18 protein-coding genes and 2 riboswitches are annotated in these 24,986 nt (G+C 67.8%); of the genes, 7 read left to right on the top strand and 11 right to left on the bottom strand.

Features of this window, described 5'->3' with window-relative positions:
* The first annotated feature begins 10 nt into the window (after positions 1-10).
* From PX653_RS05165 to PX653_RS05155, 3 genes are all read left to right on the top strand, one after another.
* Positions 11-2,608: a [protein-PII] uridylyltransferase gene (locus tag PX653_RS05165; RefSeq protein WP_277416842.1), complete on the top strand. Its 2,598-nt coding sequence runs from the start codon at positions 11-13 to the stop codon at positions 2,606-2,608.
* Positions 2,608-3,357 (top strand): pseudouridine synthase, encoded by a 750-nt coding sequence (locus PX653_RS05160; RefSeq protein WP_277416841.1) that lies wholly within the window; start codon positions 2,608-2,610, stop codon positions 3,355-3,357. Before PX653_RS05165 ends, PX653_RS05160 begins: the two co-directional genes overlap by 1 nt.
* A 66-nt stretch (positions 3,358-3,423) precedes the next feature.
* Positions 3,424-4,377, top strand: coding sequence for a flagellar brake protein (locus PX653_RS05155; RefSeq protein WP_307731005.1), 954 nt, complete (start codon positions 3,424-3,426; stop codon positions 4,375-4,377).
* A gap of 200 nt (positions 4,378-4,577) precedes the next feature.
* Here PX653_RS05155 and PX653_RS05150 read toward each other — a convergent pair whose 3' ends face one another.
* Positions 4,578-5,987 carry an ATP-binding protein gene (locus PX653_RS05150; protein WP_277416840.1) on the bottom strand — a complete coding sequence of 470 codons (1,410 nt, stop codon included), beginning with the start codon at positions 5,985-5,987 and terminating at the stop codon, positions 4,578-4,580.
* On the bottom strand, positions 5,984-6,667 hold the full coding sequence (locus PX653_RS05145) for a response regulator (RefSeq protein ID WP_277416839.1): 684 nt from the start codon (positions 6,665-6,667) through the stop codon (positions 5,984-5,986). The genes PX653_RS05150 and PX653_RS05145 overlap by 4 nt, the downstream gene beginning before the upstream one ends.
* A 133-nt stretch (positions 6,668-6,800) precedes the next feature.
* Here PX653_RS05145 and PX653_RS05140 point away from each other — a divergent pair, with 133 nt between their 5' ends.
* The gene (locus PX653_RS05140) at positions 6,801-7,583 is read left to right on the top strand and encodes a MipA/OmpV family protein (protein WP_277416838.1); all 783 of its coding nucleotides are present in this window, start codon (positions 6,801-6,803) and stop codon (positions 7,581-7,583) included.
* A 12-nt stretch (positions 7,584-7,595) separates the two neighbouring features.
* On the opposite strand, the gene PX653_RS05135 is transcribed toward PX653_RS05140, so the two are convergent.
* The 8 genes from PX653_RS05135 to PX653_RS05100 all read right to left on the bottom strand — a co-directional run bounded on the left by PX653_RS05135 (position 7,596) and on the right by PX653_RS05100 (position 21,551).
* Positions 7,596-9,587, bottom strand: coding sequence for an OPT family oligopeptide transporter (locus PX653_RS05135; protein WP_277416837.1), 1,992 nt, complete (start codon positions 9,585-9,587; stop codon positions 7,596-7,598).
* 213 nt (positions 9,588-9,800) lie between these two features.
* A complete protein-coding gene (gene def / locus PX653_RS05130; protein WP_277416836.1) occupies positions 9,801-10,337 on the bottom strand; it encodes a peptide deformylase in 537 nt (178 codons plus the stop codon).
* Entirely contained in the window at positions 10,334-11,221 is an 888-nt protein-coding gene (gene galU, locus PX653_RS05125) for a UTP--glucose-1-phosphate uridylyltransferase GalU (protein WP_277416835.1), read from the bottom strand. The genes def and galU overlap by 4 nt, the downstream gene beginning before the upstream one ends.
* A gap of 11 nt (positions 11,222-11,232) precedes the next feature.
* A complete protein-coding gene (ligA, locus tag PX653_RS05120) occupies positions 11,233-13,566 on the bottom strand; it encodes an NAD-dependent DNA ligase LigA (RefSeq protein WP_277416834.1) in 2,334 nt (777 codons plus the stop codon).
* 10 nt (positions 13,567-13,576) lie between these two features.
* Positions 13,577-14,836, bottom strand: coding sequence for a cell division protein ZipA C-terminal FtsZ-binding domain-containing protein (locus tag PX653_RS05115; protein ID WP_277416833.1), 1,260 nt, complete (start codon positions 14,834-14,836; stop codon positions 13,577-13,579).
* Positions 14,833-18,360: a chromosome segregation protein SMC gene (gene smc / locus PX653_RS05110; RefSeq protein WP_277416832.1), complete on the bottom strand. Its 3,528-nt coding sequence runs from the start codon at positions 18,358-18,360 to the stop codon at positions 14,833-14,835. The genes PX653_RS05115 and smc overlap by 4 nt, the downstream gene beginning before the upstream one ends.
* Positions 18,361-18,622: 262 nt before the next feature.
* A complete protein-coding gene (locus PX653_RS05105; protein WP_277416831.1) occupies positions 18,623-19,339 on the bottom strand; it encodes a phosphatase PAP2 family protein in 717 nt (238 codons plus the stop codon).
* 145 nt (positions 19,340-19,484) lie between these two features.
* Complete coding sequence (locus PX653_RS05100; RefSeq protein WP_277416830.1) at positions 19,485-21,551, bottom strand: DUF1631 family protein; 2,067 nt, start codon at positions 21,549-21,551, stop codon at positions 19,485-19,487.
* 331 nt (positions 21,552-21,882) lie between these two features.
* Between PX653_RS05100 and PX653_RS05095 the strand changes: the two genes are divergently transcribed.
* Complete coding sequence (locus tag PX653_RS05095) at positions 21,883-22,062, top strand: hypothetical protein (RefSeq protein ID WP_277416829.1); 180 nt, start codon at positions 21,883-21,885, stop codon at positions 22,060-22,062.
* 99 nt (positions 22,063-22,161) lie between these two features.
* Here the strand turns inward: PX653_RS05095 and PX653_RS05090 are convergent, their stop codons facing one another.
* Positions 22,162-22,722: an ATP-dependent Clp protease proteolytic subunit gene (locus PX653_RS05090; protein WP_277416828.1), complete on the bottom strand. Its 561-nt coding sequence runs from the start codon at positions 22,720-22,722 to the stop codon at positions 22,162-22,164.
* A 359-nt stretch (positions 22,723-23,081) separates the two neighbouring features.
* Positions 23,082-23,166, top strand: a riboswitch (glycine riboswitch).
* A 9-nt stretch (positions 23,167-23,175) separates the two neighbouring features.
* Positions 23,176-23,295, top strand: a riboswitch (glycine riboswitch).
* A gap of 72 nt (positions 23,296-23,367) precedes the next feature.
* Between PX653_RS05090 and gcvT the strand changes: the two genes are divergently transcribed.
* Positions 23,368-24,486: a glycine cleavage system aminomethyltransferase GcvT gene (gene gcvT, locus PX653_RS05085; protein ID WP_277416827.1), complete on the top strand. Its 1,119-nt coding sequence runs from the start codon at positions 23,368-23,370 to the stop codon at positions 24,484-24,486.
* 69 nt (positions 24,487-24,555) lie between these two features.
* On the top strand, positions 24,556-24,939 hold the full coding sequence (gene gcvH, locus PX653_RS05080; RefSeq protein ID WP_277416826.1) for a glycine cleavage system protein GcvH: 384 nt from the start codon (positions 24,556-24,558) through the stop codon (positions 24,937-24,939).
* The last annotated feature ends 47 nt before the right edge of the window (positions 24,940-24,986 follow it).

Below are 24,986 nucleotides of genomic sequence, written 5' to 3'. Positions count from 1 at the left end.
GCACACGCCCATGAACACCGTGATCGCCGCGTGCGGGCAGCCGCGCGACCAGTTGCGCAACCAGCTGAAGGGCCGCCTGAAGTCGGACCGCCAGGTCGTCATCGCGACCTTCCACGAGGACGGCAAGCCGGAAAAGCTGCTGCGCGGCCTGCGCCAGAGCGTCGACGCGGTGCTGGAACAGGCCTGGCACGAAGCCGGGTTGCCGCCGGAGACGGCGCTGGTGGGCGTGGGCGGGTACGGGCGCGGCGAGTTGTTCCCCCATTCCGACGTCGATGTGCTGATTCTGCTGCACAAGGCGCCCGACGAGGACACCCGGCACAAGCTGGAGGAGTTCGTCCAGCTGCTGTGGGACCTGGGCCTGGAGATCGGCAGCAGTATCCGCACGATCGACGAGTGCCTGCACGAGTCGAAGGCGGACATCACGGTGCAAACGAGCCTGCTGGAAGCGCGCTGCGTGGCTGGCAACCGCCAGCTGTTCGAGCAGCTGCAGGAAGCCTACGACGCGGCCATGGACCCGCAGGCGTTCTTCCACGCGAAGACGTCCGAGATGCGCCAGCGCCATGCCAAGTACGAGGACACGGCGTTCTCGCTCGAACCCAATTGCAAGGAAAGCCCCGGCGGCCTGCGCGACCTGCAGGTGATCCTGTGGGTGGCCAAGGCGGCCGGGTTGGCCAGTTCGTGGCGCACGCTGGCCACGCGCGGCCTGATCACCCAGACCGAGGCGCGCCAGCTGATGGAAAAGGAGCGCGCCTTCAAGGACATCCGCGTGCGCCTGCACCTGCATGCCGGCCGGCGCGAGGACCGCCTCGTGTTCGACGTGCAGACGGCGGTGGCCGAAAGCCTGGGCCTGCATTCCACCGGCAGCGGCATCCACATGCGCCGCGCCAGCGAATACCTGATGCAGCGCTACTATTGGGCCGCCAAGACCGTTACCCAGCTCAACACCATCCTGCTGCAGAACATCGAGGCGCGCCTGTTCCCGCAGGACGACGAGCCGCAGCCGATCAATGCCCGCTTCAACGAAGTGAACGGCTTCATCGACATCGCCAGCGACGACGTGTTCGAGCAGACGCCGTCGGCCATGCTGGAGATCTTCGTGCTGATGACGGAGCGCCCGGCCCTGAAGGGCATCACGGCCCGCGCCACCCGCGCGCTGTGGCACGAGCGCTTCAAGATCGACGGCCGCTTCCGCGCCGATCCCGTCAACCGCGCCTACTTCCTGCGCATCCTGCAGGCGCCGGTCGGCATCATCCACGCGCTGCGGCGCATGAACGACCTGTCGATCCTGGGCCGCTACCTGCCGAACTTCCGCAAGATCGTCGGCCAGATGCAGCACGACCTGTTCCACGTCTACACGGTCGACCAGCACATCCTGATGGTGGTGCGCAACATGCGTCGCTTCACGATGCCGGAGCACGCGCACGAATACCCGTTCTGCAGCCAGCTGATGGCGAACTACCCGCAGCACTGGCTGCTGTACGTGGCCGCGCTGTTCCACGACATCGCCAAGGGCCGCGGCGGCGACCATTCGAAACTGGGCGTGGCCGACGTCGTGCAGTTCTGCCAGGATCACGGCATGAGCGCGCACGAGACCGAGCTGGTCGCCTTCCTCGTCGAGCAGCACCTGCTGATGTCGACGGTGGCGCAGAAGCAGGACCTGTCCGATCCGGACGTCATCGCGGCGTTCGCCAGGACAGTGAAGGACGAGCGCCACCTGACGGGCCTGTACCTGCTGACGGTGGCCGACATCCGGGGCACCAGCCCGAAAGTGTGGAACGCGTGGAAGGCCAAGCTGCTGGAAGACCTGTACAAGATGACGTTGCGCGTGCTGGGCGGCGAGCCGCCGTCGGCCGACCGCGAGCTGAAGAACCGCCAGCAGGAGGCCTTGGCCACGCTGCGCCTGTACGGCCTGCCGCCCGATGCGCACGAGCCGCTGTGGCAGCAGCTCGACATGGCCTACTTCCTGCGCCACGATTCGTCGGACATCGCGTGGCAGACGCGCGCCCTGTACGACCGCCTGAACAGCGACAAGCCGGTGGTGAAATGCCGCCTGGCGCCGATCGGCGAAGGCCTGCAGATCGCCGTCTACGTACGCGACCAGCCCGACCTGTTCGCCCGCATCTGCGGCTACTTCGACCGCAAGAACTTCTCGATCCTGGACGCGAAGATCCACACCACGAAGCACGGCTACGCGCTCGACACGTTCCTCGTCACCGAGCAGAGCTTCGCCAAGAGCTACCGCGACATCATCAGCCTGATCGAACACGAGCTGTGCGACCTCCTGACCTCCGCGGCGCCGCTGCAGCCGCCCACGCGGGGCCGGCTGTCGCGCCTGTCGCGCACCTTCCCCATCCAGCCGACCGTGGACCTGCGGCCGGACGAACGGGGCCAGTATTATCTGCTGTCCGTGGCGGCCAACGACCGCACCGGGCTGCTGTACTCCATCGCCAACGTGCTGACCAAATACAAGGTCAACCTGCACACGGCGAAGATCATGACGCTGGGCGAACGCGTCGAGGATGTCTTCATCGTCGACGGCGCCACGCTGGCCAACACGCGCACCCAGCTGCAACTTGAAACCGATTTATTGGAAGCCTTGAAAGTCTGATGTCTGAAGAATTACTACGCCTGTCCAAGCGCATGTCCGAACTGGGCCTGTGCTCCCGCCGCGAGGCCGACGAATGGATCGCCAAGGGCTGGGTGCGGGTCGACGGCAACGTCGTCTCGGAACTGGGCACGAAGGTCTACCCGAGCCAGAAGGTGACGGTGGAACGCCAAGCCGCCGCCGAGCAGTCCAAGCGCGTGACGATCCTGATCAACAAGCCGATGGGCTATGTGTCGGGCCAGGCCGAGGATGGCTACACCCCGGCGGTGGCGCTGATCAAGCCGGAGAACCGCTGGGCCGACGATCCGTCGCCCGAGCAGTTCCACCCGACGCAGTTGCGCAGCCTGGTCCCCGCCGGCCGCCTGGACATCGATTCGGTGGGCCTCCTGGTGCTGACGCAGGACGGCCGCATCGCGAAACACCTGATCGGGCAGGACACGGAGATCGACAAGGAGTACCTTGTACGGGTGCAGTATACGAAACCAGGCAAGCTGCCGGATGCCGACCTGAAAAAACTGAATCACGGGCTGTGGATGGACGGCAAGCCGCTGCTGCCGGCGAAGGTGCGCTGGCAGAACGACGACCAGCTCAGCTTCACGCTGCGCGAGGGCAAGAAGCGCCAGATCCGGCGCATGTGCGAGATGGTGGGCCTGAAGGTGGTCGGGCTCAAGCGCGTGCGCATCGGCAGGGTCAAGCTGGGCGACCTGCCGGTAGGCCAGTGGCGTTATCTTTCTCCCGAAGAAAGATTCTAGTCCTAAAAACAACATAGTTGCTCGAAGTTCAAAGCTTTACTGTTATCCTTCTACGTGTAAATACGCATGAAAGCACCCAGCAAATCGCGCCGCGAGCGGGCCACCTGGCTCAATACGATGGCCGTCCGGACCTACAGCGCGAAGCGCCGCCCGAAATGGACGGCCGCGCAGGTCTTCCGTGGTGCTTTCCGGCGCAACAGCCCAGGGGACGCAATGAGCAATCTATCCGTAGCCAGCCACCAGGCCGCCTTGCTAGACGCAACGGCCGTGTGCCAGCCCAATCCACACCGCAAGGGACCGCCGCGCCCGGCCGATGCGCTGGAACGCATCGCCCTCACGGCGCCGTCGCATGAGATCACCGACATCGACCAGATCGGCGACTCGCTGCAGGTGCTGGCCGAACGGGGCGATGCCGTGTCGATCTACCCGGCCGGCGACAGCACGCCGGTCCTTGCACGCATCCTGTGGGTTCACCCGGAACAGCCCCATTTCATGCTGGAGCTGAACGAGGGCAGCGCGCTGCCGATGGGACGCTGCACCTTCGTGGCGATGCTGCAGTCCTCGCGCTTCCAGTTCGAGCTGTCGGCCGACTGGCAGGCCGAACCGGGTCATCCGACCTACGTGCCGGCCGAGTTCCCGGAGCGCGCCGTCGTGCTGAACCGCCGCTCGACGATGCGTCTGGAGACGCCGCTGGCCAGTACGTTCAACGCCTCGTTCGTCCTGTTCGGCAATCCTTACGAACTGCAGCTGTACGACGTCTCCGTCGGCGGCGTCGGCATGCGCTGCGCCCCGCGCGACGCGGCCGGCCTGCACATCGGCCGCAAGCTGCAACGCGTGCGGCTGGAACTGGGTCCCGACACCGTCGTCATCTGCGACCTGGAGATCCGCCTGGCCCGCCGCTTCCGCTCCTTCCTGCTGGGCGAGCAGCTGCAGATCGGCTGCCAGTTCGTCAACCTGTCGCCGCAGATGCAGCAGGAAGTCGAGCGCGTGCTGGCGCGCATGAGCGCCAATCGGCGCTAAGCGTTTACGGGGAAATTGGAAAATTGGGGACAGCCTCCGATTGGAAAATTGGGGACAGCCTCCAGTTAAGCGCCGTGAAATTGGGGACAGCCTCCAGTTAAGCGCCGCGTTACGTTTCAGAATCGGAGGCTGTCCCCGATTCGGTCCCCGATTCGCCGAGTCGCCCGATTCGCTAAACTGCTGGAACGCTGCCGCGTGGCTCAGGCCAGCGGCAACCGCACCGTCACCAGCAAACCGCCCTGTCCCGCCTCCCCCAGCACGATCGTGCCGCCATGCTGCGCGACGACCGCATGGGCGATCGCCAGTCCCAGGCCGCTGCCGCTGTGGGCCTGGTCCGGTGCCCGGAAAAAGCGGTCGAACACCCGCTCGCGCCATGCGGGCGCGATCCCCGGGCCGGCATCGGCCACCGTCAACCGCGCCATGCCCTCTGCGTTTGCCAACGTCACCATCACTGTCGCGCCGGCGGGACTGTACTTGATGGCATTGTCGAGCAGGTTGTCCAGCAGCGACGTCAGGGCTTCGCGCCGGCCGCGAATGTGGACCGGCTGCGCCGCCGCCAGGTCCAGCTCGACCCCGCCGGCAGTGGCCAGACAGGCCAGCGCCGCCATCCGCTCCTGCAGCAGCTCGCCCAGCTCCAGCGCCACCGTCTCGTCGCGCGCGGCATTGGCGCCGGTCGCCTCGCTGCGCATCAGGTTCAGCAATTGTCCCACCAGGCGCGCGGCGCGCGCGTTGGCGCTGACGATTCCCGCCAGCAGCTGGCGCTGGCCCGGGTCCTCGGCATGGGCGCGCAATGCCTCCACGTTGATGCGCAGCGCGGCCAGCGGCGTGCGCAGCTCGTGCGCGGCATCGGCGATAAAGGCGCGTTCGCGCCGGCTTGCCTCGTCGACACGGCGCATCAACGCATCGATGCTGTCCACCATGGCCCCCAGCTCGCGGTGGCGCGGCCGGAACGTCAACGGCGCCAGGTCCTGTGGTCCGCGCGAAGCCACTTCCTGGGCCACCCGGTTCCAGGGCCGCAGCGCGAGCCGGATCGACAGCCAGGCGGGGGGAATCAGGAACGGGATGCTGACGAGGATGGGCATCAGGTAGAAACTGCGGGAGTTGACCGTCAAGGCCACGTTCTTCCAGTCGCCAGGGGCGATGAACATCATCCTGACGGATCCGTCGGGCGACTGGCGCGTGCGGGCGCGCCAACGCACGCCATCGACGACGAACGCCTCGATCACGTCCAGCCGGGTATTGCGCACGCCGCGCGGCGCCGTCGGCGAGCGGTAGATTTCCTGGCCGGCCCGGGTCAGCACGATGGCCGGCACGATGCGGGAATCTTCCGCCCCTGAATCCTCGCTGATCGCCCGGTCGATGGCCGCCAGGGAGGCCGTGCGGCGCTCGGGCCGGTCGTCCATGTTCTGCGCCACCGTCAACACGGCATCGAACACGCCGTTATCCTTCAGCATCGAATGCTCGTTGACGCCGTCGAAGATGATCAATGCGGCGCTGACGAGCCACAACAGCGCCAGCAGCGCCATCTGGGCCAGCAGCAGCCGGCGCGTCAGGCTGGGCCGCAACAACGCCTGGAACACGACCGCCAACCGGCGCCTCACCGGCATCATGGCGTGCCGCCTGCGGGCGGGCCGGCTTGATCGATCACGTAGCCCACGCCGCGCACGGTGCGCACCAGGCCATCGCCGACCTTGCGGCGCAGGTTCGCCATGTGCACGTCCAGCGCATTGCTGGCATTGGCCTGGGCGCCAGGCAGCGCCTGCTCTTCCAGGTGGCGTCGCGTGACGACGCGGTCGGCCCGCATCATCAGCGTCTTCAGCAGGATGAATTCGCTGGCCGTCAGCTCCACCGGCCGGCCCGCGACGGTGACGCGCCGGGTCGACACGTGCAGGACAACGCCGCGCAGTTCCAGCACCGCGCCATCGAAGCCGTAGCTGCGCCGGGCCAGCGCCCGCACGCGCGACAGCAGCTCGGCCAGCTCGAACGGCTTGACCAGGTAATCGTCCGCGCCGGAGTCGAGTCCGCGCAGCCGGTCCGGCAAGGCGTCGCGCGCGCTCAGGATCAGCACGGGCAGCTCGCTGCGCTCGCGCCGCAGCCGCGTCAGCAAGGTCAGGCCGTCGCCGTCCGGCAGGCCCAGGTCCAGCAGCACGAGGTCGCACCGGTCGTCCTCGAGCCAGGCATTGGCGTCTTTCAGGTGGCGTACCCACACCACGTCCAGGCCCTGGTCGGCCAGTGCGATGCGCACGCCGTTGCCCAGGTCCATATCGTCTTCGATCAGCAGGATTTTCATGGGGCGTATTAAACCATCGCCACATGAACGGCGGGTGAAGATCCGCGCCCTTCATGCAATCTTCATGCGCGGCTCAGGTTTGCTTCATCGCCTGCGCCGATACTGCCGGCTCCACAACTGTCCTGGACTACCGATGAAGAACAACATCCGCATGATCGCCTTTGCCGCCGTGCTCGCGACCAGCCTGGCCCACGCCGCCGACGACGCCAACGTCCTGACCCTGGCCGGCGGCATCGCCGGCGGGCCGCGCTTCTCGGGGGCCGACGAACACGTTGTCGGCCCCGCCCTCGGGATCGACTACCAGATGGCCAACGGCCTCTATGCCAGCTCGTTACGCGGCATCGGCTACGGCCGCGCGCTGGGCCCGGTCAGCGCCAGCGTGGCGCTGGGCTACCGCGGCGGGCGCAGCGAGCGCGATCGTGCCGGCCTCGGTGGTGCCCGCGGCAGCACGGCGCTGCGCGGCATGGGCGACGTCAAAGGCAGCGCCACCGTCATGGTGCAAGGCGGCTACGAGATCGTCGATGGCCTGGAGCTGAGCGCGGCCGCGGAACTGCCGCTGAGTCACCGTGAGAACGGCCGCACGCTGTCGCTCGGCCTGACCGGCACCCTGTTCGACCGCGCGGCCGACCAGGTCACGCTGGCACTGTCGGCCAACCTGGCCGACGCCGATTACGTGCGGACCTACTACGGCGTCGACGCGGCCCAGTCGGCGCAATCCGGCTACCGCCGATTCACGCCGAAAGCCGGCTTGTACGAAGTGGAACTGGGCATGACCTGGCGGCACCAGTTCGATGAACGCTGGTCCGTCACGGCGATGGCGGGCATCACCGCACTGACGCGCGACGCGGCGCGCAGCCCGCTGGCGCGCAAGGACACGGCGCCGAGCGGCGCCGTGCTGGTGGGCTATCGTTTCTGAGTCGGGAAGCCGTTACGCCTCGATCTTGCGCGCCGAGTTGGCGGCCCAGCGGTACAGGCTGCCCAGCAGCACGCCGGCGGCCACCAGCGACACCAGCATGCCCGTGCCTTCCGGCAGGCCCACGCCGAAGTCCAGCGGCTCGCTCTTGCCGGAGGCGACGATCAGGCCTGCCAGCGCCACGTTGAACAGGCTCTCGCCCACGATGAAGCCGGACATCACCAGCACGCCCACGCGCGACGCGGCCTCGCCGTACGTCTTGCTGCGCATGGCCTTCTCGAAATAGTAGCCGGCCACCGCGCCGACGACGACGGGCGCCGTCACGGCGGACGGCAGGTAGACCGCCAGGCCGACGCCCAGCGGCGGCAGGCTGTACTTGCCGTTGCTGGCCTTCTTCAGCACGAAATCGAATGCGACCAGGCCCAGGCCGATCACTGCGCCCCAGCCGATCAGGTGCCACGGCAGGTCGCCGCCGATGACGCCGCGCGCCAGCGTCGAGATCAGCGTGGCCTGCGGCGCCGCCAGCGGCTGGTCCGAGATCGCGTTCTGGTTTGGCGCGCCCGCGAAACCGTAGGCGTGGTTCAACAGGTCCAGCACCTGCGGCACGACGCACGAGCCGGCGAACACGCCGATGATCAGCGCGACCTGCTGCTTCCACGGGGTGGCGCCGACCAGCTGGCCGGTCTTGAGGTCCTGCAGGTTGTCGTTGCCGATCACGGCCACCGCCAGCACGACCGTCGTCACGAACAGCGCGAACGCGATCAGCGCCTGGGCCGTGTCCGGGCCCATGATCTGGCGGCCGACGATGCCGACCGACGTGGCGGCGCCCAGGATCGTCAGGATGGCGATGCCGGAGACGGGCGAGTTGGACGAGCCGATCAGGCCCGCCATGTAGCCGCATACCGCCGCGGCCAGGATGCCCGCGACCAGGATGTAGCCGATGCCGACGGCGACCAGCGGCGTCGAGATCGAGGCCAGGGCGCCGCCTTCCAGGAACGATGCCAGCAGCCAACCGGCTGGCACCAGGGCGATCAGGGTAACCAGGCCGACGATAAAGATCGGCATGTCACGGTCGATGCGTGGCACGGCGGCGCCGCCGTGCTTGGCGGCACGGGCCGCTTCCAGCGCGGAGCTCAGGCCACCCAGCACCGGCTTGGCCAGCGTCGCCAGCGTGACGATGGCGGCGGCGCCGATCGTGCCGGCGCCCATCATGCGCACCTGCGTGCTCCACACGCCCAGCGCGTGGTCGGCGACCGACGCGCCGGCGGCCATCGGCGTCGCGGCGGTCAGGATCGGCACCAGGATGCCCCACGCGATGACCAGGCCGGCCAGCATGGCGATGCCGACGGTAATGCCCATCAGGTGGCCGGCACCGATGAGCGCGAGCGAAGTGGAGGCGCCCAGGCCGGTGGCGCCGCTGCCGGCGCCGAAGCGGAAGTAATGGGCCACCTCGGCGGCGCCCACCTTGATGGCGGCCAGGAGCGCGAAGAACGCGGAGGCCAGCGTGCCCAGGATCACGGCCTTCAGTCCGGCCTTGCCTTCCTGTGCGCCGGCGCGCGACGCGGTGCCGACCTTCAGCACCTCGGCGGCGGCGACGCCTTCCGGATACGGCAGGTTCGACTGCGACACCAGCGCGCGGCGCAACGGCACCGTGTACATCACCCCCAACACGCCGCCGATGGCGCAAGCGCCGAACGTGGGCCAGAACGGGATGCTGGCCCACCAGCCGATCATCAAGAGGCCCGGCAGCACGAAGATGACGGAAGCCAGCGTGCCGGCGGCCGACGCGATCGTCTGCACGATGTTGTTTTCCTGGATGGTCGCATCCTTGAAGGCGGACAGCAGCGCCATCGAAATGACGGCAGCGGGAATCGACGTGGCGAACGTCAGGCCCACTTTCAGGCCCAGGTAGACCTGGGCGGCCGTGAATACCAAGGTGATCAGGATGCCGAGGATGATCCCCCGTGCGGAAAATTCCAGTGGATTGGACGATGTGGACTGGTTCATCCTGTGTTGCTCCCGGTGGCCGGGATCAGATATCCCGGATTGTTATAAGGTGAATAAGCTGCCGGGATATTACGACAGATTCGTGACGGCGCCAATGTGCTAGGGTCTGTCCCCCATGGGGACTGACCCCGAAGTCCACTCCACGGCGTCGAAACGCAGCCAAACTTCGGGGTCAGTCCCGCAGGGACAGACCCCAAGCCGCAAAAACTCCCGTCAATCGTCGTCGTTCGGGTCCAGATCGGGAAACATCACGCTGGTGAACCCGAACTTCGAAAAATCGCGAATCCGCATCGGGTACAGGATGCCATGCAGGTGATCCACCTCGTGCTGCACCACGCGGGCGTGGAAGTCGGCCGCGTCGCGCACGATGCGGTTACCGTACTGGTCGAATCCCTCGTAGTGCAGGCGCACGTGGCGCGGCACGCTGCCGCGCAGGCCCGGCACCGACAGGCAGCCTTCGAAGCCCTCTTCCAGCTCGTTGCCGAGCGGCGTCAGCACGGGATTGATCAGCACCGTTTCCGGCACCTGCGGCGCGTCCGGATAGCGCACGTTGGACTTGAAGCCGAAGATGACGACCTGCAGGTTGACGCCGATCTGCGGCGCCGCCAGCCCGGCGCCGTTGGCCGCGTGCATGGTGTCGAACAGGTCGGCGACCAGCGCATGCAGCTCGGGCGTATCGAACGCGCGCACGGGTTCGGCCTGGCGCAGCAGGCGCGGGTCGCCCAGTTTCAGGATCTCGCGCACCGTCATTGCCCCGCTCCCTGCACCTGCGCGACGTAGTCGGCAAATTCCGGCCCCGTCTCGGGATGCTTCAGGCCCATCGCCACCATCGCCTTCAGGTAGCCCAGCTTGGAGCCGCAGTCGTAGCGCTGGCCGTCGTAGCGGTAGGCCAGCACGCGCTCGTGCTTGAGCAGCGCGGCGATGCCGTCGGTCAGCTGGATCTCGCCGCCGGCCCCCGTGCCCAGTTGCTCCAGGTATTCGAAGATGCGGGCCGACAGCACGTAGCGCCCCACCACCGCCAGCGTGGACGGGGCCTCCTCCGGCGCCGGCTTCTCGACGATGCCCGTCACCAGCTCGAGCCGCTCGCGATACGGGCTGGCGCTGACGATGCCGTACTGGCGCGTATGCTCGCGCGGCACCTCCTGCACCGCCAGCAGGCTGGCACGCTCGAACTCGTACTGCCGCGTCATCTGCGCCAGCACCGGCGCGGTGCCGTTATCGGTGTCCATGAAGTCGTCCGCCAGCAGTACGGCAAAGGGTTCGTTGCCGACGATGGGCCGGGCGCACAGCACCGCGTGGCCCAGGCCCAGCGGCGCGGACTGGCGGATGTAGATGCAGTTGACGTGCTTCGGAATCACGTTGCGGACCAGTTCCAGCAAGGCCTGCTTGTTGGCCGCCTCCAGTTCCGCTTCCAGCTCGTAGGCCTTGTCGAAATGGTCCTCGATGGCGCGCTTGTTGCGCCCCGTGATGAACACGAGGTCCGTGATGCCCGCCGCCACCGCTTCCTCGACCGCGTACTGGATCAGCGGCTTGTCGACGATCGGCAGCATCTCCTTCGGCTGCGCCTTGGTGGCGGGCAGGAAGCGGCTGCCCAGGCCCGCCACGGGAAAGACGGCTTTCTTGATCGCGTTCATGCGTCCCCTTCCTATTTGCCCAGCAGTGCCAGCAGGCCTGCCTCGTCCAGGATGTCCACGCCCAGCTCTTCCGCCTTGGCCAGCTTGCTGCCCGCCTCGGCACCGGCGACGACGTACGACGTCTTCTTCGACACGGAGCCGGATACCTTGCCGCCGGCCGCCTCGATCATGGCGCCGGCCGCGTCGCGGCTCAGCGTCGGCAAAGTGCCCGTCAGGACGAACGTCTTGCCGCTCATCGGCCCTTCCGCCGCCGCGGCTTCGGGCAGCTGGGCCAGCAGTTCCGCGCGCAGCTTGTCCAGGCGCAGCAGCGCATCGCGGTGCTCGGGCCGCGCCATCCATTCTTCCAGCGCGCCTGCCACGGTCGCAGGCAGGCCATAGACGTCGAAGGTGCGGCGGCTCGCCAGCGATTCGAACGTGACGCCCTGCTCCATCAGCTGGCGCGCGCGCGGCTCCGTCAGTTTCGGGATGGCCAGCGCCGCCAGCAGCTTGACGGGGTCCAGCTTCTCGCGCAGCTGGGCCTTGGGCGCATGCTCGCCTTGCGGCGCCACGCCGGCCGCCAGCAGTGCATCGATGGCCTGCTGGTTCTTCTCTTCCGCGAAGAAGTCGGCGATCGATTCAGCCACGGTGCCGCCGATGTCCGGCAGTACGCGCAGCAGTGCCTCGGGTGCCTGGCGCACCAGGTCGAAACGGCCCAGCCAGTCGGCCAGCGTCTTGGCCGTCGATTCGCCCACGTGGCGGATGCCCAGCGCGAACAGCAGCCGCTCCAGCGGCGGGCGCTTGCTGGCCTCGATCGCCTGCAGCAGGTTGTCGGCCCACTTGGTCGCCACCTTGCCCTGCTTGACCGTATCGGGCGTGGTGCCTTCGCGCTCGTCGGCCATGCGCTTCATCTGCAGCAGGTCGTCCAGCGTCAGCTTGTACAGGTCGGCCACGCTGTGCACCAGGCTGCATTCGACCAGGCTGTCGATGTAGCGATCGCCCAGGCCTTCGATGTCCATCATGCGGCGGCCGGCGAAGTGGCGGATGGCTTCCTTGCGCTGCGCCGCGCACGTCAGGCCGCCGGAGCAGCGCGCCACGGCCTCGCCTTCCTCGCGCACCACGTGCGAACCGCACACCGGGCACAGCGTCGGCAGCACGTACGCTGCCGGCGCCGGCACCGGGCGCCGCTCCAGCACCACGGCCAGCACTTCGGGGATGACGTCGCCGGCGCGCCGTACGATCACGGTGTCGCCCACGCGCACGTCCTTGCGGCGCACTTCGTCCTCGTTGTGCAACGTCGCGTTGGTGACGGTGACGCCGCCCACGAACACGGGCACCAGCCGGGCCACCGGCGTGATCGCACCGGTGCGGCCCACCTGCACCTCGATGGCCTGCACGGTCGTCAGGGCTTCCTCGGCCGGGAATTTATGGGCCAGCGCGAAGCGCGGAGCGCGCGACACGAAGCCCAGCGCGCGCTGGTCCGCCAGGCGGTTGGCCTTGTACACCACGCCGTCGATTTCGTACGGCATCGCGGGGCGCGCCTGGCCGATGCGCGTATAGAAGTCCAGCAGGCCGTCCTTGCCGCGCACGACGGCGCGTTCCTTTGCCACCGGCAGGCCCAGTTGCTCGTACCAGTCCAGCAGCGCGCCGTGCGTGGCCGGCATCTCCGCCCCCACCAGTTCGCCGATGCCGTAGGCGAAGAAGCGCAGCTTGCGCTCGGCCGTGATGCGCGAGTCCAGCTGGCGCAATGCGCCGGCCGCGGCGTTGCGGGGATTGACGAATTCCTTCTGCCCGGCGGCGCGCTGGCGCTCGTTCATGGCATGGAAGTCGGCCTTGAACATCAGCACTTCGCCGCGCACTTCCAGCACCGCCGGCAGGTTCGCGCCGTGCAGGCGCAGCGGGATCGTGCGGATGGTGCGGATATTGGCCGACACATCCTCGCCCGTGTAGCCGTCGCCGCGCGTGGCCGCCTGCACGAACACGCCGTTTTCGTAGCGCAGGTTGATCGCCAGCCCGTCGAACTTCACTTCGGCCGCGTAGTCCACTTCGATCGCATCGAGTCCCTCGCGCACGCGGCGGTCGAAGTTGTCGATGTCCTCTTCCGTGAAGCCGTTGTTCAGGGACAGCATGGGCACGGCGTGCGTGACGGGCTCGAACTGGCCCAGCGGCGGCGCGCCCACGCGCACCGTCGGCGAATCCGGCGCCACCAGGTCGGGATGCGCCGCCTCCAGCTGCTGGAGTTCGATGAACAGCTTGTCGTACTCGGCATCCGGAATCGTCGGCGCGTCCAGCACGTGGTAGGCGTACAGGTGGCGGTTCAGTTCCGCCGTCAGCCAGGCCGCGCGCTCGGCGGGGGTCTGCTTCGACATCGCGCCTCCGTCAGTTGAACAAGCGCAGCGCGCGCGTGGAGCCGGCGGGAATGTCCGAAGCTTCCATGTCGGCATAGAAGTCGCGCACCTGGCCGGCGATCTCCGCCAGCGCCGCATCCGTCAGCGGCTGGTTGTAGTCGTCGACGATGACGGCATCGAGGCGCTGCACCAGCGCCTTGGCGCAGGCGATCATCGCGCCGAAGCCGTCGCGCGCCGGGGCCACGCAGGGCACGTCCAGCAGCAGTGTCAGGCGCGGCGTCGTTTCCTCGGCCGGCGAGACGTTGGTGGACAGCGTGAACAGCTGGCCGCCCTCGCCGTCGGGCATCACGAAGCGGCCGTCCGGACGCACGTCGAAGCCCTGCTTCTCCAGCGCGCCGATCAGCGTGGCGATGGCCCATGGCGCGCCGTTGGCGGCCAGGTTGACGCCCAGCTGGGCGTCATGGCTGGCCACGAAGCGGTGCAGGTTCTTCGCCTCGGCCATCACCTCGATCATGTCGGGCACGTGCGGTTCGGCGCCGATCTCGTCGGCCATGCTGCGCAGGCGCGTCACCAGCTCGGAGTATTCCAGTTCGTTCAGGGCCGTGGTGCGGCTGGCCAGCTGGACGCCGCCCTGCAGCTTGGTGTAGACGGTGCCGTGCTGGATCGGTTCCCAGTCGCCGCTGACGGCGAGGCCGATGTAGTGCACCGGTTTGCTGCCGACCAGGCGCAGCTTGTGCAGCGCCGGCAGCAGCTTCTCGCCCCGCATCGGCGCGGCCAGTTCCAGCGGCAGCAGGCAGTCCACCAGCGGATCGACCAGCGCCGTTGCCAGCTCGGCGCGCGGTACAGCCGCATCGGCGGCGCGCGGCGGGACCGGAATCGGCGGCTCGGTTGCCAATGGGTCGGCCAGCTGCGGTTCCTGGCGCGGGGCGGCAGGCGGCACGTCCGCTTCGGCGGCGGGCGCGGTCGCCGGAGCGATGGCGACGTCGTCGTCCACCGGTGACAGGGTCGGGGCCACCGGCTCCTCGTGGGCCGGCACGGCGTAGGCGCCGGAGCCGCCGTCGACCATCGACACGTCGCCCAGGCTGAAACTGGGCTCGCTGCGCGCGGCCAGGTCGCCATCGGCACCGTAGACCGGGTCCTCGCCCTTGCGCATCAGCACGTCGTCGTGCTCGGACGCGAAGGCGCGCTCGACGCTCTTCTTGGCCTTGTGCTCCTGCCACTTGTTGTAGACGAAAACGCCGGCGACGAACACGCCGGCCGCTGCGATCAAACTGGTCTGGAAATCTGTCATGCTGCTTGTGCCTCGGAAGCGAAATTGATGGCGGCTTCCATATCCACCGCCACGATGCGCGATACGCCCTGCTCCTGCATCGTCACACCGATCAGTTGAGTGGCCATCTCCATCGCGATCTTGTTGTGCGAGATGAAGAGGAATTGGGTCTGGTCGGACATGCGTTTCACCATGCGGCAGAAACGCTCCGTATTGGCGTCGTCCAGCGGTGCGTCGACTTCGTCGAGCAGGCAGAACGGCGCCGGGTTGAGGCGGAACATCGAGAACACGAGCGCCGTCGCCGTCAGCGCCTTTTCGCCGCCGGACAGCAGGTGGATCGTCGCGTTCTTCTTGCCGGGCGGCTGCGCCATCACCTGCACGCCCGCGTTGAGGATCTCGTCGCCCGTCATGATCAGCTTGGCCTGGCCGCCGCCGAACAGGATCGGGAACAGCTCCGAGAAGTGGCCGTTGACCTTGTCGAAGGTTTCCTGCAGCAGGTCGCGGGTTTCCTTGTCGATGCGGGCGATCGCATCCTCCAGCGTCGTGATCGCCTCCATCAGGTCGGCGTTCTGCGAGTCGAGGAAGTTCTTGCGCTCGGAGGCCGTCGCCAGCTCGTCCAGGGCCGCCAGGTTGACGGCGCCCAGCGCGGCGATGGCGTTGGTCAGCCGGGTCACTTCGCCCTGCAGGTACTGCGCCTTCATGTCCGGGTGCAGCTTGCTTGCCAGCGCAGCCTCGTCGGCTTGCGCTTCCGCCAGTTGCTGCGCGAATTGTTCCTGGTTCAGGCGCGCCGCCTGTTCCTTCAGCTGCAGCTCCATGATGCGGTCGCGCTGCGGCTGCAGGCTGCGCTCGTTCTGGCTGCGCGCGTCTTCCGCGTGGCGCAGCTGCTGCGTGACCTGGTCCAGTTCATGGCGCGCGTCCGCCAGCGCGCGCTCCTGCTGCGAACGGCGGTCCAGCAGCTCCTGCAGGCCTTCGCTGGCGCTGCCCGCCTCCAGGCTTTCCAGCTCCAGCCGGCCCGCCTGCAGGCTTTCGGTTACCTGCGCCGCCTGCGTGGTGGCGGTGGCGATAGTGCGGCGCAGTTCCTCGATGCGCGTGCGCGCGGATTTCTCCGCGAATTGCGCTTCCTGCGCGCGCCGTTCCAGTTCGCGCAGGGCCTCGCGCGCATCCGCCAGGCGCTGCTCCTTCAGCTGGAAGGCGCCCTGCCCCTCCTCGTGCTCGCCCTGCAGGTTGGCCAGCTCCATGTCGAGCTGCTCGAATTTTTCCTCCGATTCGAGCTTGACCTGCATCTGCTCCGCTTCCTGCGCGGCGATCTCCGCCAGGTCGGCATCGATCTGCGTGCTGCGCTGGGTGAAGCGGGCCTCGACCTCGGACAGCTTGACGACTTCCAGCTGCAGCGCATGCACGCTGGCCGTCAATGCCTGGATCTTCTGGCGCAGCTCCGCCACGTGGCGGGCGTGGCTCGTCACCGCGGCCTCGGCGCGCACGGCGCGGCTGCGCGCCTCCTCGGCCAGCATGGCCTGGGCCTTCAGCTGCTTGCCGATGTTGTCGATCTCGTGCTGGCGCCCCAGCATGCCTTCCTGCTCGGAGTCGGCCGCATGGAAGCGCACGCTGGACGGGCCGATCAGGTGGCCCTGGCGCGTGACGAAGCTGGCACCCGGTGGCAGCTTGCCGCGCTCGGCGAAGGCCTGCGCGGCATCCTCGGCAACGAAGACATGGTGCAGCCAGTCGGCCAGCACGCCGCGCAGGCCCGGGTCATTCAGCTTCAGCAAGTCGATGAACGGGCGCAGGCCCGCCACGGCGGCATCCGGCGCCGGGGCGTTGGTGACGGGGGCGAACAGCGCCAGCTTGGCCGGGGGCGCATCCGCCAGGAACGCCTTGGCCCAGTCCAGGTTCGACACCTGCAACGCGGACGTGCGCTCGCGCAGCACGGCTTCCATCGCCGTCTCCCAGCCTTCCTCGATCTGCAGCTTCTGCCACAGGCGCGGCAGCGCATCGAGCTCGTGCTTCTGCAGCCATGGCGTGACCTTGCCCTGCGTCTGCACCCGCTCCTGCAGCTGGCGCAGCGCGTTCAGGCGCGCTTCCAGCTGCGCGCTGGTGCTGCTCTCGCGCTGCACGGCGGCCTGCGCCTCGCGCCGCTCCTCTTCCACGCGCGGCTGCTGTTCCAGCGCTTCCTCCAGCTGCAGCCGCTGCTCTTCCAGCACCTGATGCTTTTCCTCCAGCTGGCAGCGCAGGTTGTCCAGGTGGGCGGAATCGGGCGGCGCCAGGCCGTTCTTTTCCTGTTGCAGGCGCTCGCGCCGCGTGGCCAGGCTCGAGAGAATGTTCGACGCGTTGCGCTGGTGCGCCGACTCCAGCTCCAGCTGCTGCTGCGCCGCCATGATGCGGGCGCGCGACTCCGTACTGCGTTCCTGGGCCGCGCGCCATTCCTGCTCCAGCACGGGCAGCAGCTCGGCCTTCTGCTCGGCCAGCATGGCCGACTCCTCGACCTTGGCGGACAGCTCCTCCAGCTCGAATTCCGCCTCCTCGACCTGTCCGCCATACTCCTCGGCCTGGCGTAGCCACTGGTCGCGCTGCGCCGTCAAGGTGGCGATCTGCTGCTGCAAGCGCGTGCGCGATTCGACGACGAACTTGATCTGCGCTTCCAGGCTGCCGATTTCCGCGTTGGTCTGGTACAGCGCGCCCTGCGCCGTGTGCAGCCGGTCGCCCACGGCAAAGTGGGCCTGGCGCATCTGCTCCAGCGACAGCTCGACGCCGCGCAGCTTGGCGGTCTGCTCCTCCAGGTCGTTCTGGGCCTGCTCCATCTCGCGGAAATAGCGCGCCTGCTCGGCCTGCGCCTCGTTCTTGCGCAAGAGCCACAGCAGCTTTTGTTTCTCGTCCTGGTCGGCCTGCAACTGGTGGAACTTCATGGCGACGGCCGCCTGGCCTTCGAGACGCTCCAGGTTGTTGTTCAGTTCACGCAGGATGTCCTCGACGCGCAGCAGGTTCTCGCGCGTGTCCTGCAGGCGGTTTTCCGTCTCGCGCCGGCGCTCCTTGTATTTCGAGACGCCGGCCGCTTCCTCGAGGAACACGCGCAGTTCTTCCGGCCGTGACTCGATGATGCGCGCGATCATGCCCTGGCCGATGATGGCGTAGGCGCGCGGGCCCAGGCCCGTGCCGAGGAAGATGTCCTGGATGTCGCGCCGGCGCACGCTCTGGCCGTTGATGTAGTAGGTCGAGGTGCCGTCGCGCGTCAGCGTGCGCTTGACGGCGATTTCCGCGTACTGGCCCCACTGGCCGGATGCCTTGCCTTCGTTATTGTCGAACACCAGTTCGACGGAGGCGCGCCCGGCCGGCTTGCGATGCGTCGAGCCATTGAAGATAACGTCCTGCATCGACTCGCCGCGCAGTTCGGACGCCTTGGATTCGCCCAGCACCCAGCGCACGGCGTCGATGATGTTCGACTTGCCGCACCCGTTGGGCCCGACCACCCCGACCAGCTGGCCCGGCACCTGGAAATTGGTGGGATCGACAAACGACTTGAATCCCGACAATTTGATGGACGATAGGCGCACGTTGTAGTCTGTTCTTCGCCTTGGGAAGCGCTCATTGATTGATGGTGGATGAGATCAGTCCTGAAAACGTGTCCAGCAATACGCAAATGCCTCGTCATACCGGGATATGGCGGGGCATTGGCGACGCCGCTGGGCGCGCTTTCTCAGGGCTAGGATCGCCGCCATGAATAAATCAGCGTTTCCCTTCAATGGCACGATTGGAAAGGTGGCTATCATACCATCGCCCGCCTGCAACCTGGACAAATTCGCATGCCATGGCGGATCAGATGGCGAGCCGCACGTGGGAGCCCGGCAGCCTGTCGGGCTGCTGCCGGGCATCGGGATGCCGTTGCGGCGCGGCCGGCAGGCGGCGCTGGTCGGCGTGTTCCGGACCGAGGCGCCAGGCCCGTTCGACGGCGGTATCGCGACCGGACAGCGCGACCGCGAGTTTCTTCAGCATGCGTTCCGTGTGCACCGGCTCCCTGGTCGGCATGACCAGCAGCGGCGGGATGCACAGCGCCAGCAGCAGGCGGCCGACTACCGTCGGGTGTTCGCTGCGGGCCTGCCAGATGAAACCGGCCGCCACGGCAAAGCCGACGGCACCGCCCAGCAGCACCTCGGACCACGAGTGCGCCAGCACCGGCACGCGCGAGATACTGACCAGCGCGGCAAGCGCCACGCCGGCCGCCAGCGCCACGCGGCTCGGCCGTTCACCCCGGTGTCGCAGCGCGAGGTAGAACGCCACGGGAAACACGGCACAGGCCCGCATCGCATGGCCGGACAGGCCGGCGAACTTGAGCTCGGGAATACCGATGCCCCAGCCCATGTAGGCGAGCTTGGTCAACACCACCAGCGTCATGCCGGCGCCGTAGAACACGCACCATGCCAGCGACAGCCGCCATGAGCGGCCGGCCAGCAGCCACACCGCGATCGCGATTCCCAACGGTCCCGTCACCTCGATCCCGCCCAGTGCCGACAGGGCGTTCCACCAACTAGTCATCCGATTTGCCTTTCGCTTGCTGAAACCAGGCCGCCGGGCGCGCAACGCACCATCGCAGCAGCCGTCGAGAATACCGATAGTTTATTAAGTGTCGATTAAAAACGGGAAGTCGGGCGATCGCGCAGCCAAGTTCATCTATCGTACGTCATGCCACGCGGACACCGCCGTCCGCGTCGTTGCCGGCCAGGGCATCGACGGCGCGGCCCAGCGCGCGCGCCACCAGGGGCTCGTCCGGCAGCACCACCGCCGCGCCCGAGCGCAGGCGTTGCGCCAGTTCATCGGCCGCCAGCGAAAACGCTTCCTGCCGCGTCCCGTTGGAGAAGATGTACAGCGTACGCAGGGGACTGATCCAGGCCAGCTTGACGCGTCGCGCCCGCTCGGTGCCGGCGAACTCCAGCCATGTGCCCCGGGCCAGCGCGTCGACCGCCTGTGCGGCCGCATCCGCCGGTGGCGCGGGCGTCGACGCCGCCTGGCGCCGCGCGGCCGCCAGGCGCGTCGCATCGAGCGCCAGCGCCAGCTGCCGCGCCGGCGCCAGGTCGAGCGGAGCGCGCACCAGCGCGGCGTGGCACTCGGCCAGCTCGGCAAAGAAGCGCAGCCGCTCCGCGTCCTGCCAGCGGATGACGTCGAGCCAGCGGTTCAGTACCGCCAGCAGCGCCGGCAGGCTGGCGATCAGGCGGCGGCGCTCGTCGGCACCCTGCTTCGGCCGCACGCTCCACAACAGGTCGTCCATCGCCTGCGTGGCATTGCGTACGGCACCGGGCTTGCGCTCCTCGACCGTGTGCGCCAGGGTCAGCACGTCGGTCCAGCGCGTCTGCAGGAAGGCCACGACGACGGCATTGTCGTCGCCCGCGGCCTGCGCCAGCCGCTGCGCGACGGCCATGCGCGCGGCCTGGGCCGCCGCGGCATGGCGCTCCTGCCGCAGTGCGGTGGCGACGGGCCCGGCCAATGCGGCCTGGGTCGCGGCCTCTTCCTCGCGCAGCGCCGCTTCCAGCTGCGCGACGGCGTGGGCGAATGCGCCGTCGTCGCTGCTCGCCGCGCCGGCCACCGTATCGACGCTGCGCCGCATGGCCGCCAGCAGCGCGTCGTGCGGCGCGGCGCCCGCAGCCTGACCGCGCTCCCAGCCCATGCGCGACAGCAGGTCGAGCAGGCGCCGGGCGGGGTGGTCGGCCTCGAAGAAGAAGGCATGGTCCGCCAGCGCGGCCTTCAGCACGGGCAGTTGCACGGCGTGGATCAGGTCACGGATGTCCGCCGGGACGTCGCCATCGGCCGCGACGGTCTCGAACACGACATCCAGCAGGTCGATGGTGGTCTCGTCCGCGCGCGACAGGCTGCCCGCGGGCAGCTGGGCCTTCAGGCCCTGCAAGCGCGTGGCGCCCCCGGGGCGCGCGGGCCCGGCCAGCCTGGCCAGCAGCGCAGCGGAGCTGGCGTTGCCGCGCTCGCCCTGCGCCGCCGTCGGCGCCGCGGCGAACAGGCGCCGCATCTGCTGCGCCAGTGCCGCTTCGCGGCCATCGTGCGCAGCTTGCCGCGACGGGCGGGACGCCGCCACGCCAGCACGCTCGAGCGCCTGGTTCAGCGTCTCCAGGATCGGCGCGAAGTCGTAGCATCGGCCGGCGCGCAGCAGCGGCAACAGCAGCGCCGCAGCCTCCGGCTCGGGCTGGAATTGCAGCCAGGCCTGCCGCAGCGCCCCGATGAACACCTCCGGCCGGAAAGGGTTCTGCTGCCCGCGTAGCAGCGGGCGATCCAGGACGATGGCCAGCCGCGCAGTCAGGGCCGCCAGCGCGTCCGCATGCGCCGCATCGAACACCCGGGCGACGCCGCCCAGCGTGACCTGCGCCTCCATCTCCTCGTAGGACACCAGGGCCAGGTCCAGCACGGCTGGCGCCGGGGCCAGCTGTGCGATGGCGTGACGCAGCTCGCGTTGCAGCGCGTCGCTGGCCAGGTGGAGAAAGGCGAAATGACGCTCGCGCAGCAGGTTGCCGGCGCGCAGGCGGACCTGCAGGGCACCGTCCGCCAGCGCGGCGCCGTCCACCAACGCACCGGCCAGGCCGGTGGCAAGCACACGCATCTGCTCGGCAGCCCCGGACACGGCAGTGGCGATCAGCTGTTCCAGCAGCGCGTGCCGGGGCGACACGGCGGGCGGTGCGGATACGGCGGGTTCGGCGGCAGCGGGCATAGGATCGGCAATGACGATGGCAAAGTACGGCACGCGCATGCCGCTTTGCGCCATTCTGGCATAACATTGCCACTCGGCAATAGCAAAACCGTCGATGACCGTGTTTTTTACCACGCCGGACCGATCCGGACGCCACCCCGGTCCCCGCCCCGCGGTGCGGGCATATCGAAAGAAGCCCACCAAATAAGGCGGCAAGGGGTCTTGTCCTACATGTCAGGACGGTAAACTCCGATACTACGGACCTGAGCAAAAACGCATGATTTCAGCACCGGAAACGCATTTGCGCCACGGCAGCCAGCTTGGCGGCCGGAGCCGGACTTCCGATGCGCCTTCGGCAAACGACTCTCTCCATCACTGAAAGGAAAGCAACATGGCCTCGAATCAGAAAAGCGGTGGCAGCAAACAGGGCTCTTCCAGCAGCGGCAGCAAGCAGTCGGGTAACCAGGGCTCGCGCTCCGGCGGCGGCACCCAGGGCGGCACGCACGAACAGCACGTGGAAGCCGGCCGTCAAAGTCACAAGAACGACGGCAAGAAGTCGAAAGGCAAGTAAGCAAAGGGCAGATATTCTCGGGAGCGCCCCGCCGCTCCGACGAGCCTGGCCAGGGTCACCTGCCAGGCTCGTTTAACATGGGACTTCGACCAAGGGCGATCAGATATTGGTGACGCGCTTGCCCTTGGGCGGCTTGAAGTCGCGCACGTCGTTGACGAGATTGACCTTGGCGGCATCGCGCGCGGTCAGGTGCAGGTCCGAGTAGGCATGCACGGCCCAGTGCTCGTCCGACAGGTGGACGTGCTTGCGCAGGATGGATTCGGTGCGCGCGTCGTCCGCCTGCAGGCCCTCGACGATGATGCGCAGCGCGTCGGGCCGGGCGCCCGACGGGGCGCTTGCATGCGATTTATGCACCATGAAGCGCGCCGTCTCGCTGGCATACCGCTCCTCGCCGGCCAGGAACAGGATCACGGCGATCGACGCCACGGCGCCCGCGTTGTAGGTGACGATCTTGATCGGCAGGCTGCTCAGGTAATTGTGCAGGCACAGGCCGTCGCTGACATAGCCGCCGTTCGACTGGATCAGGATGTGCGCCGTCTCGACGCCGTCTTCCGTCATGTCGGCGACGGCATCGAACACGCGGTGCACCATGTCGCTGTTGACGTCGCCCGACAACGTGTACCAGGCCGCCCCATCCAGTTTTTGCTTGTCTTCGCTCATAGTTTTTATACCTCTCCAAATGGTGGCTGTCATTCTAGCGCAGGCGGTTCTTTGGGGCCGCACGACCGGTGCGGCAGCCGCATGCGGCCAATTCCTCGATGCATGATATTTTCTCCTGCTGGAATTTCCACCAGGGCGTCACTGGCAGCCAGGGGTTTGGCTTGCCGGTACTGTAAGGGCTGTTCTTGCCGATCGCCGCACGATCTACAATACGGAGCACTTCCTCTCACAGCTGCGCGCAAGCTGCGACGAACACTGGGTCAGTTGCACGCAGCCCGGCCACCGCAAAGCGAACGGAGCTGACCCGCCGTGGCATTCCCGGCCACATTGACACCCCCAGCCAACTGACATATAGTCCCGATCCTCGACCGGGAGAGCGCAGCCATGCTGCCGCCGAAGGGGCACTACCCGAAAACTCTCAGGCAAAAGGACCGGTCAGGGGCTGCCAGCAGGCGGCCAAACTCTGGAGAGCGGCAATCACGTGCAAGAGCGTCAGATTGCCCACCGAAGGGGCGTGCGGAATCGGTATCACCGGCCCGCTATCTCTCAGGTACCGAGGACAGAGGGGTGACGAACAACCGTGGAAAAGTGCTGTCGGCTTCTCCTGGCTTGTGCTGTTAACCCTACAACCAGTCCGAGGAAGTCATGACGTTGAAATCCACCCCACTCAACAACGCCCACCGCGCCCTGGGCGCCCGCATGGTCGACTTCGGCGGCTGGGACATGCCCGTCAACTACGGCTCGCAGATCGAGGAACACCATGCCGTGCGCACCGACGTCGGCATGTTCGACGTGGCGCACATGTGCGTGGTCGATATCAAGGGCAGCGACGTGCACGCTTTCCTGCGTCGCCTGCTGGCCAACAACGTCGACAAGCTGCAGGCCTCCGGCAAGGCCCTGTACTCCTGCATGCTCAATCCCGAGGGTGGCGTCATCGACGACCTGATCGTCTATTTCATCGACGAAAACTGGTTCCGCCTGGTGGTCAATGCCGGCACGGCCGAGAAGGACGTGGCGTGGATGAACGCCCAGAACGACGCCTGGGGCACCAATCTCACCATCACCCAGCGCCGTGACGGCGCCGATGCCATGGCGCTGATCGCCGTGCAGGGCCCGAACGCCCGCGCCAAAGTGTGGCAGGTGATCCCCGAGGCGCAGGAGCCGACCGCCGAGATGAAGCCGTTCAACGTGGCACTGGTGCCCGGCACCGCGTTTGGCGAGGCGATGATCGCCCGCACCGGCTACACCGGCGAGGACGGCTTCGAGATCGGCGTCGCTGCCACGCAGGCCGAAGCGCTGTGGAACGCGCTGGTCGGGGCCGGCGTCAAGCCGGCCGGCCTGGGCGCGCGCGACACGCTGCGCCTGGAAGCGGGCATGAACCTGTACGGCCAGGACATGGACGAATCGGTCAACCCGCTGGACGCGGGCCTGGCCTGGACCATCGACCTGGTCAGCGAGCGCGATTTCGTCGGCAAGGCCGCGCTGCAGGCCAAGGGCCAGAACGCCCAGTTCGTCGGCCTGATCCTGCGCGAAAAAGGCGGCGTGCTGCGCGCCCACCAGAAAGTCATCGCCGCCAATGGCGACACGGGCGAGATTACGTCCGGCACCTTCAGCCCCACGATGCAGCAGGCGATCGCGCTGGCGCGCGTCCCGACCGGTGTGCAGGTCGGCGACACCGTCCACGTCGAGATCCGCGACAAGAAGCTGGCGGCGACAGTCGTGAAGCTGCCTTTCGTCCGCAACGGTAAAATCCTGGCTGCGTAAGCACCAGTCAGGCAGCAGCGGCGCCTGCGCGGGCCGGAACCCAACAACAACACCCCTTTTGGAGCACACATGAGCAATATTCCTGCAGAGCTGAAGTACACCGAGTCCCACGAGTGGGTACGCCTGGAGTCCGACGGCACCGTCACGGTCGGCATCACCGAATTCGCGCAGGATGCGCTGGGCGACATCGTGTTCGTCGAACTGCCGAAGGTCGGCACCGCTTTCACCGCCGGCGACGACGCCGCCGTGGTGGAGTCGGTCAAGGCCGCCTCCGACATCTACTCGCCCCTGTCGGGCGAGATCACCGAAGTCAACGAAGCCGTGGCCGGTGCCCCGGAATCGATCAACGCCAACGCGTACGACGCCTGGCTGTTCAAGCTGAAGCCGGCCGACGTGTCGCAGCTGGACGGCCTGCTGGACGCCGCCGCGTACGGCAAGACCACCGCAGCTTAACTCCCGCAGTACAAGGGCCGGCCAATGCCGGCCTTTCTTCTTTGGCC

This window comes from Pseudoduganella chitinolytica (assembly GCF_029028125.1).
GTDB classification, from domain to species: Bacteria; Pseudomonadota; Gammaproteobacteria; order Burkholderiales; family Burkholderiaceae_D; genus Rugamonas; species Rugamonas chitinolytica.
This window is presented reverse-complemented; position numbering and strand designations above follow the sequence as displayed.

Coding starts and splice junctions, on each gene's coding strand:
- PX653_RS05165 (WP_277416842.1), top strand. CDS start 11: ATGAACACCGTGATCGCCGCGTGCGGGCAGCCGCGCGACCAGTTGCGC.
- PX653_RS05160 (WP_277416841.1), top strand. CDS start 2,608: ATGTCTGAAGAATTACTACGCCTGTCCAAGCGCATGTCCGAACTGGGC.
- PX653_RS05155 (WP_307731005.1), top strand. CDS start 3,424: ATGAAAGCACCCAGCAAATCGCGCCGCGAGCGGGCCACCTGGCTCAAT.
- PX653_RS05150 (WP_277416840.1), bottom strand. CDS start 5,987: ATGATGCCGGTGAGGCGCCGGTTGGCGGTCGTGTTCCAGGCGTTGTTG.
- PX653_RS05145 (WP_277416839.1), bottom strand. CDS start 6,667: ATGAAAATCCTGCTGATCGAAGACGATATGGACCTGGGCAACGGCGTG.
- PX653_RS05140 (WP_277416838.1), top strand. CDS start 6,801: ATGAAGAACAACATCCGCATGATCGCCTTTGCCGCCGTGCTCGCGACC.
- PX653_RS05135 (WP_277416837.1), bottom strand. CDS start 9,587: ATGAACCAGTCCACATCGTCCAATCCACTGGAATTTTCCGCACGGGGG.
- def (WP_277416836.1), bottom strand. CDS start 10,337: ATGACGGTGCGCGAGATCCTGAAACTGGGCGACCCGCGCCTGCTGCGC.
- galU (WP_277416835.1), bottom strand. CDS start 11,221: ATGAACGCGATCAAGAAAGCCGTCTTTCCCGTGGCGGGCCTGGGCAGC.
- ligA (WP_277416834.1), bottom strand. CDS start 13,566: ATGTCGAAGCAGACCCCCGCCGAGCGCGCGGCCTGGCTGACGGCGGAA.
- PX653_RS05115 (WP_277416833.1), bottom strand. CDS start 14,836: ATGACAGATTTCCAGACCAGTTTGATCGCAGCGGCCGGCGTGTTCGTC.
- PX653_RS05105 (WP_277416831.1), bottom strand. CDS start 19,339: ATGACTAGTTGGTGGAACGCCCTGTCGGCACTGGGCGGGATCGAGGTG.
- PX653_RS05100 (WP_277416830.1), bottom strand. CDS start 21,551: ATGCGCGTGCCGTACTTTGCCATCGTCATTGCCGATCCTATGCCCGCT.
- PX653_RS05095 (WP_277416829.1), top strand. CDS start 21,883: ATGGCCTCGAATCAGAAAAGCGGTGGCAGCAAACAGGGCTCTTCCAGC.
- PX653_RS05090 (WP_277416828.1), bottom strand. CDS start 22,722: ATGAGCGAAGACAAGCAAAAACTGGATGGGGCGGCCTGGTACACGTTG.
- gcvT (WP_277416827.1), top strand. CDS start 23,368: ATGACGTTGAAATCCACCCCACTCAACAACGCCCACCGCGCCCTGGGC.
- gcvH (WP_277416826.1), top strand. CDS start 24,556: ATGAGCAATATTCCTGCAGAGCTGAAGTACACCGAGTCCCACGAGTGG.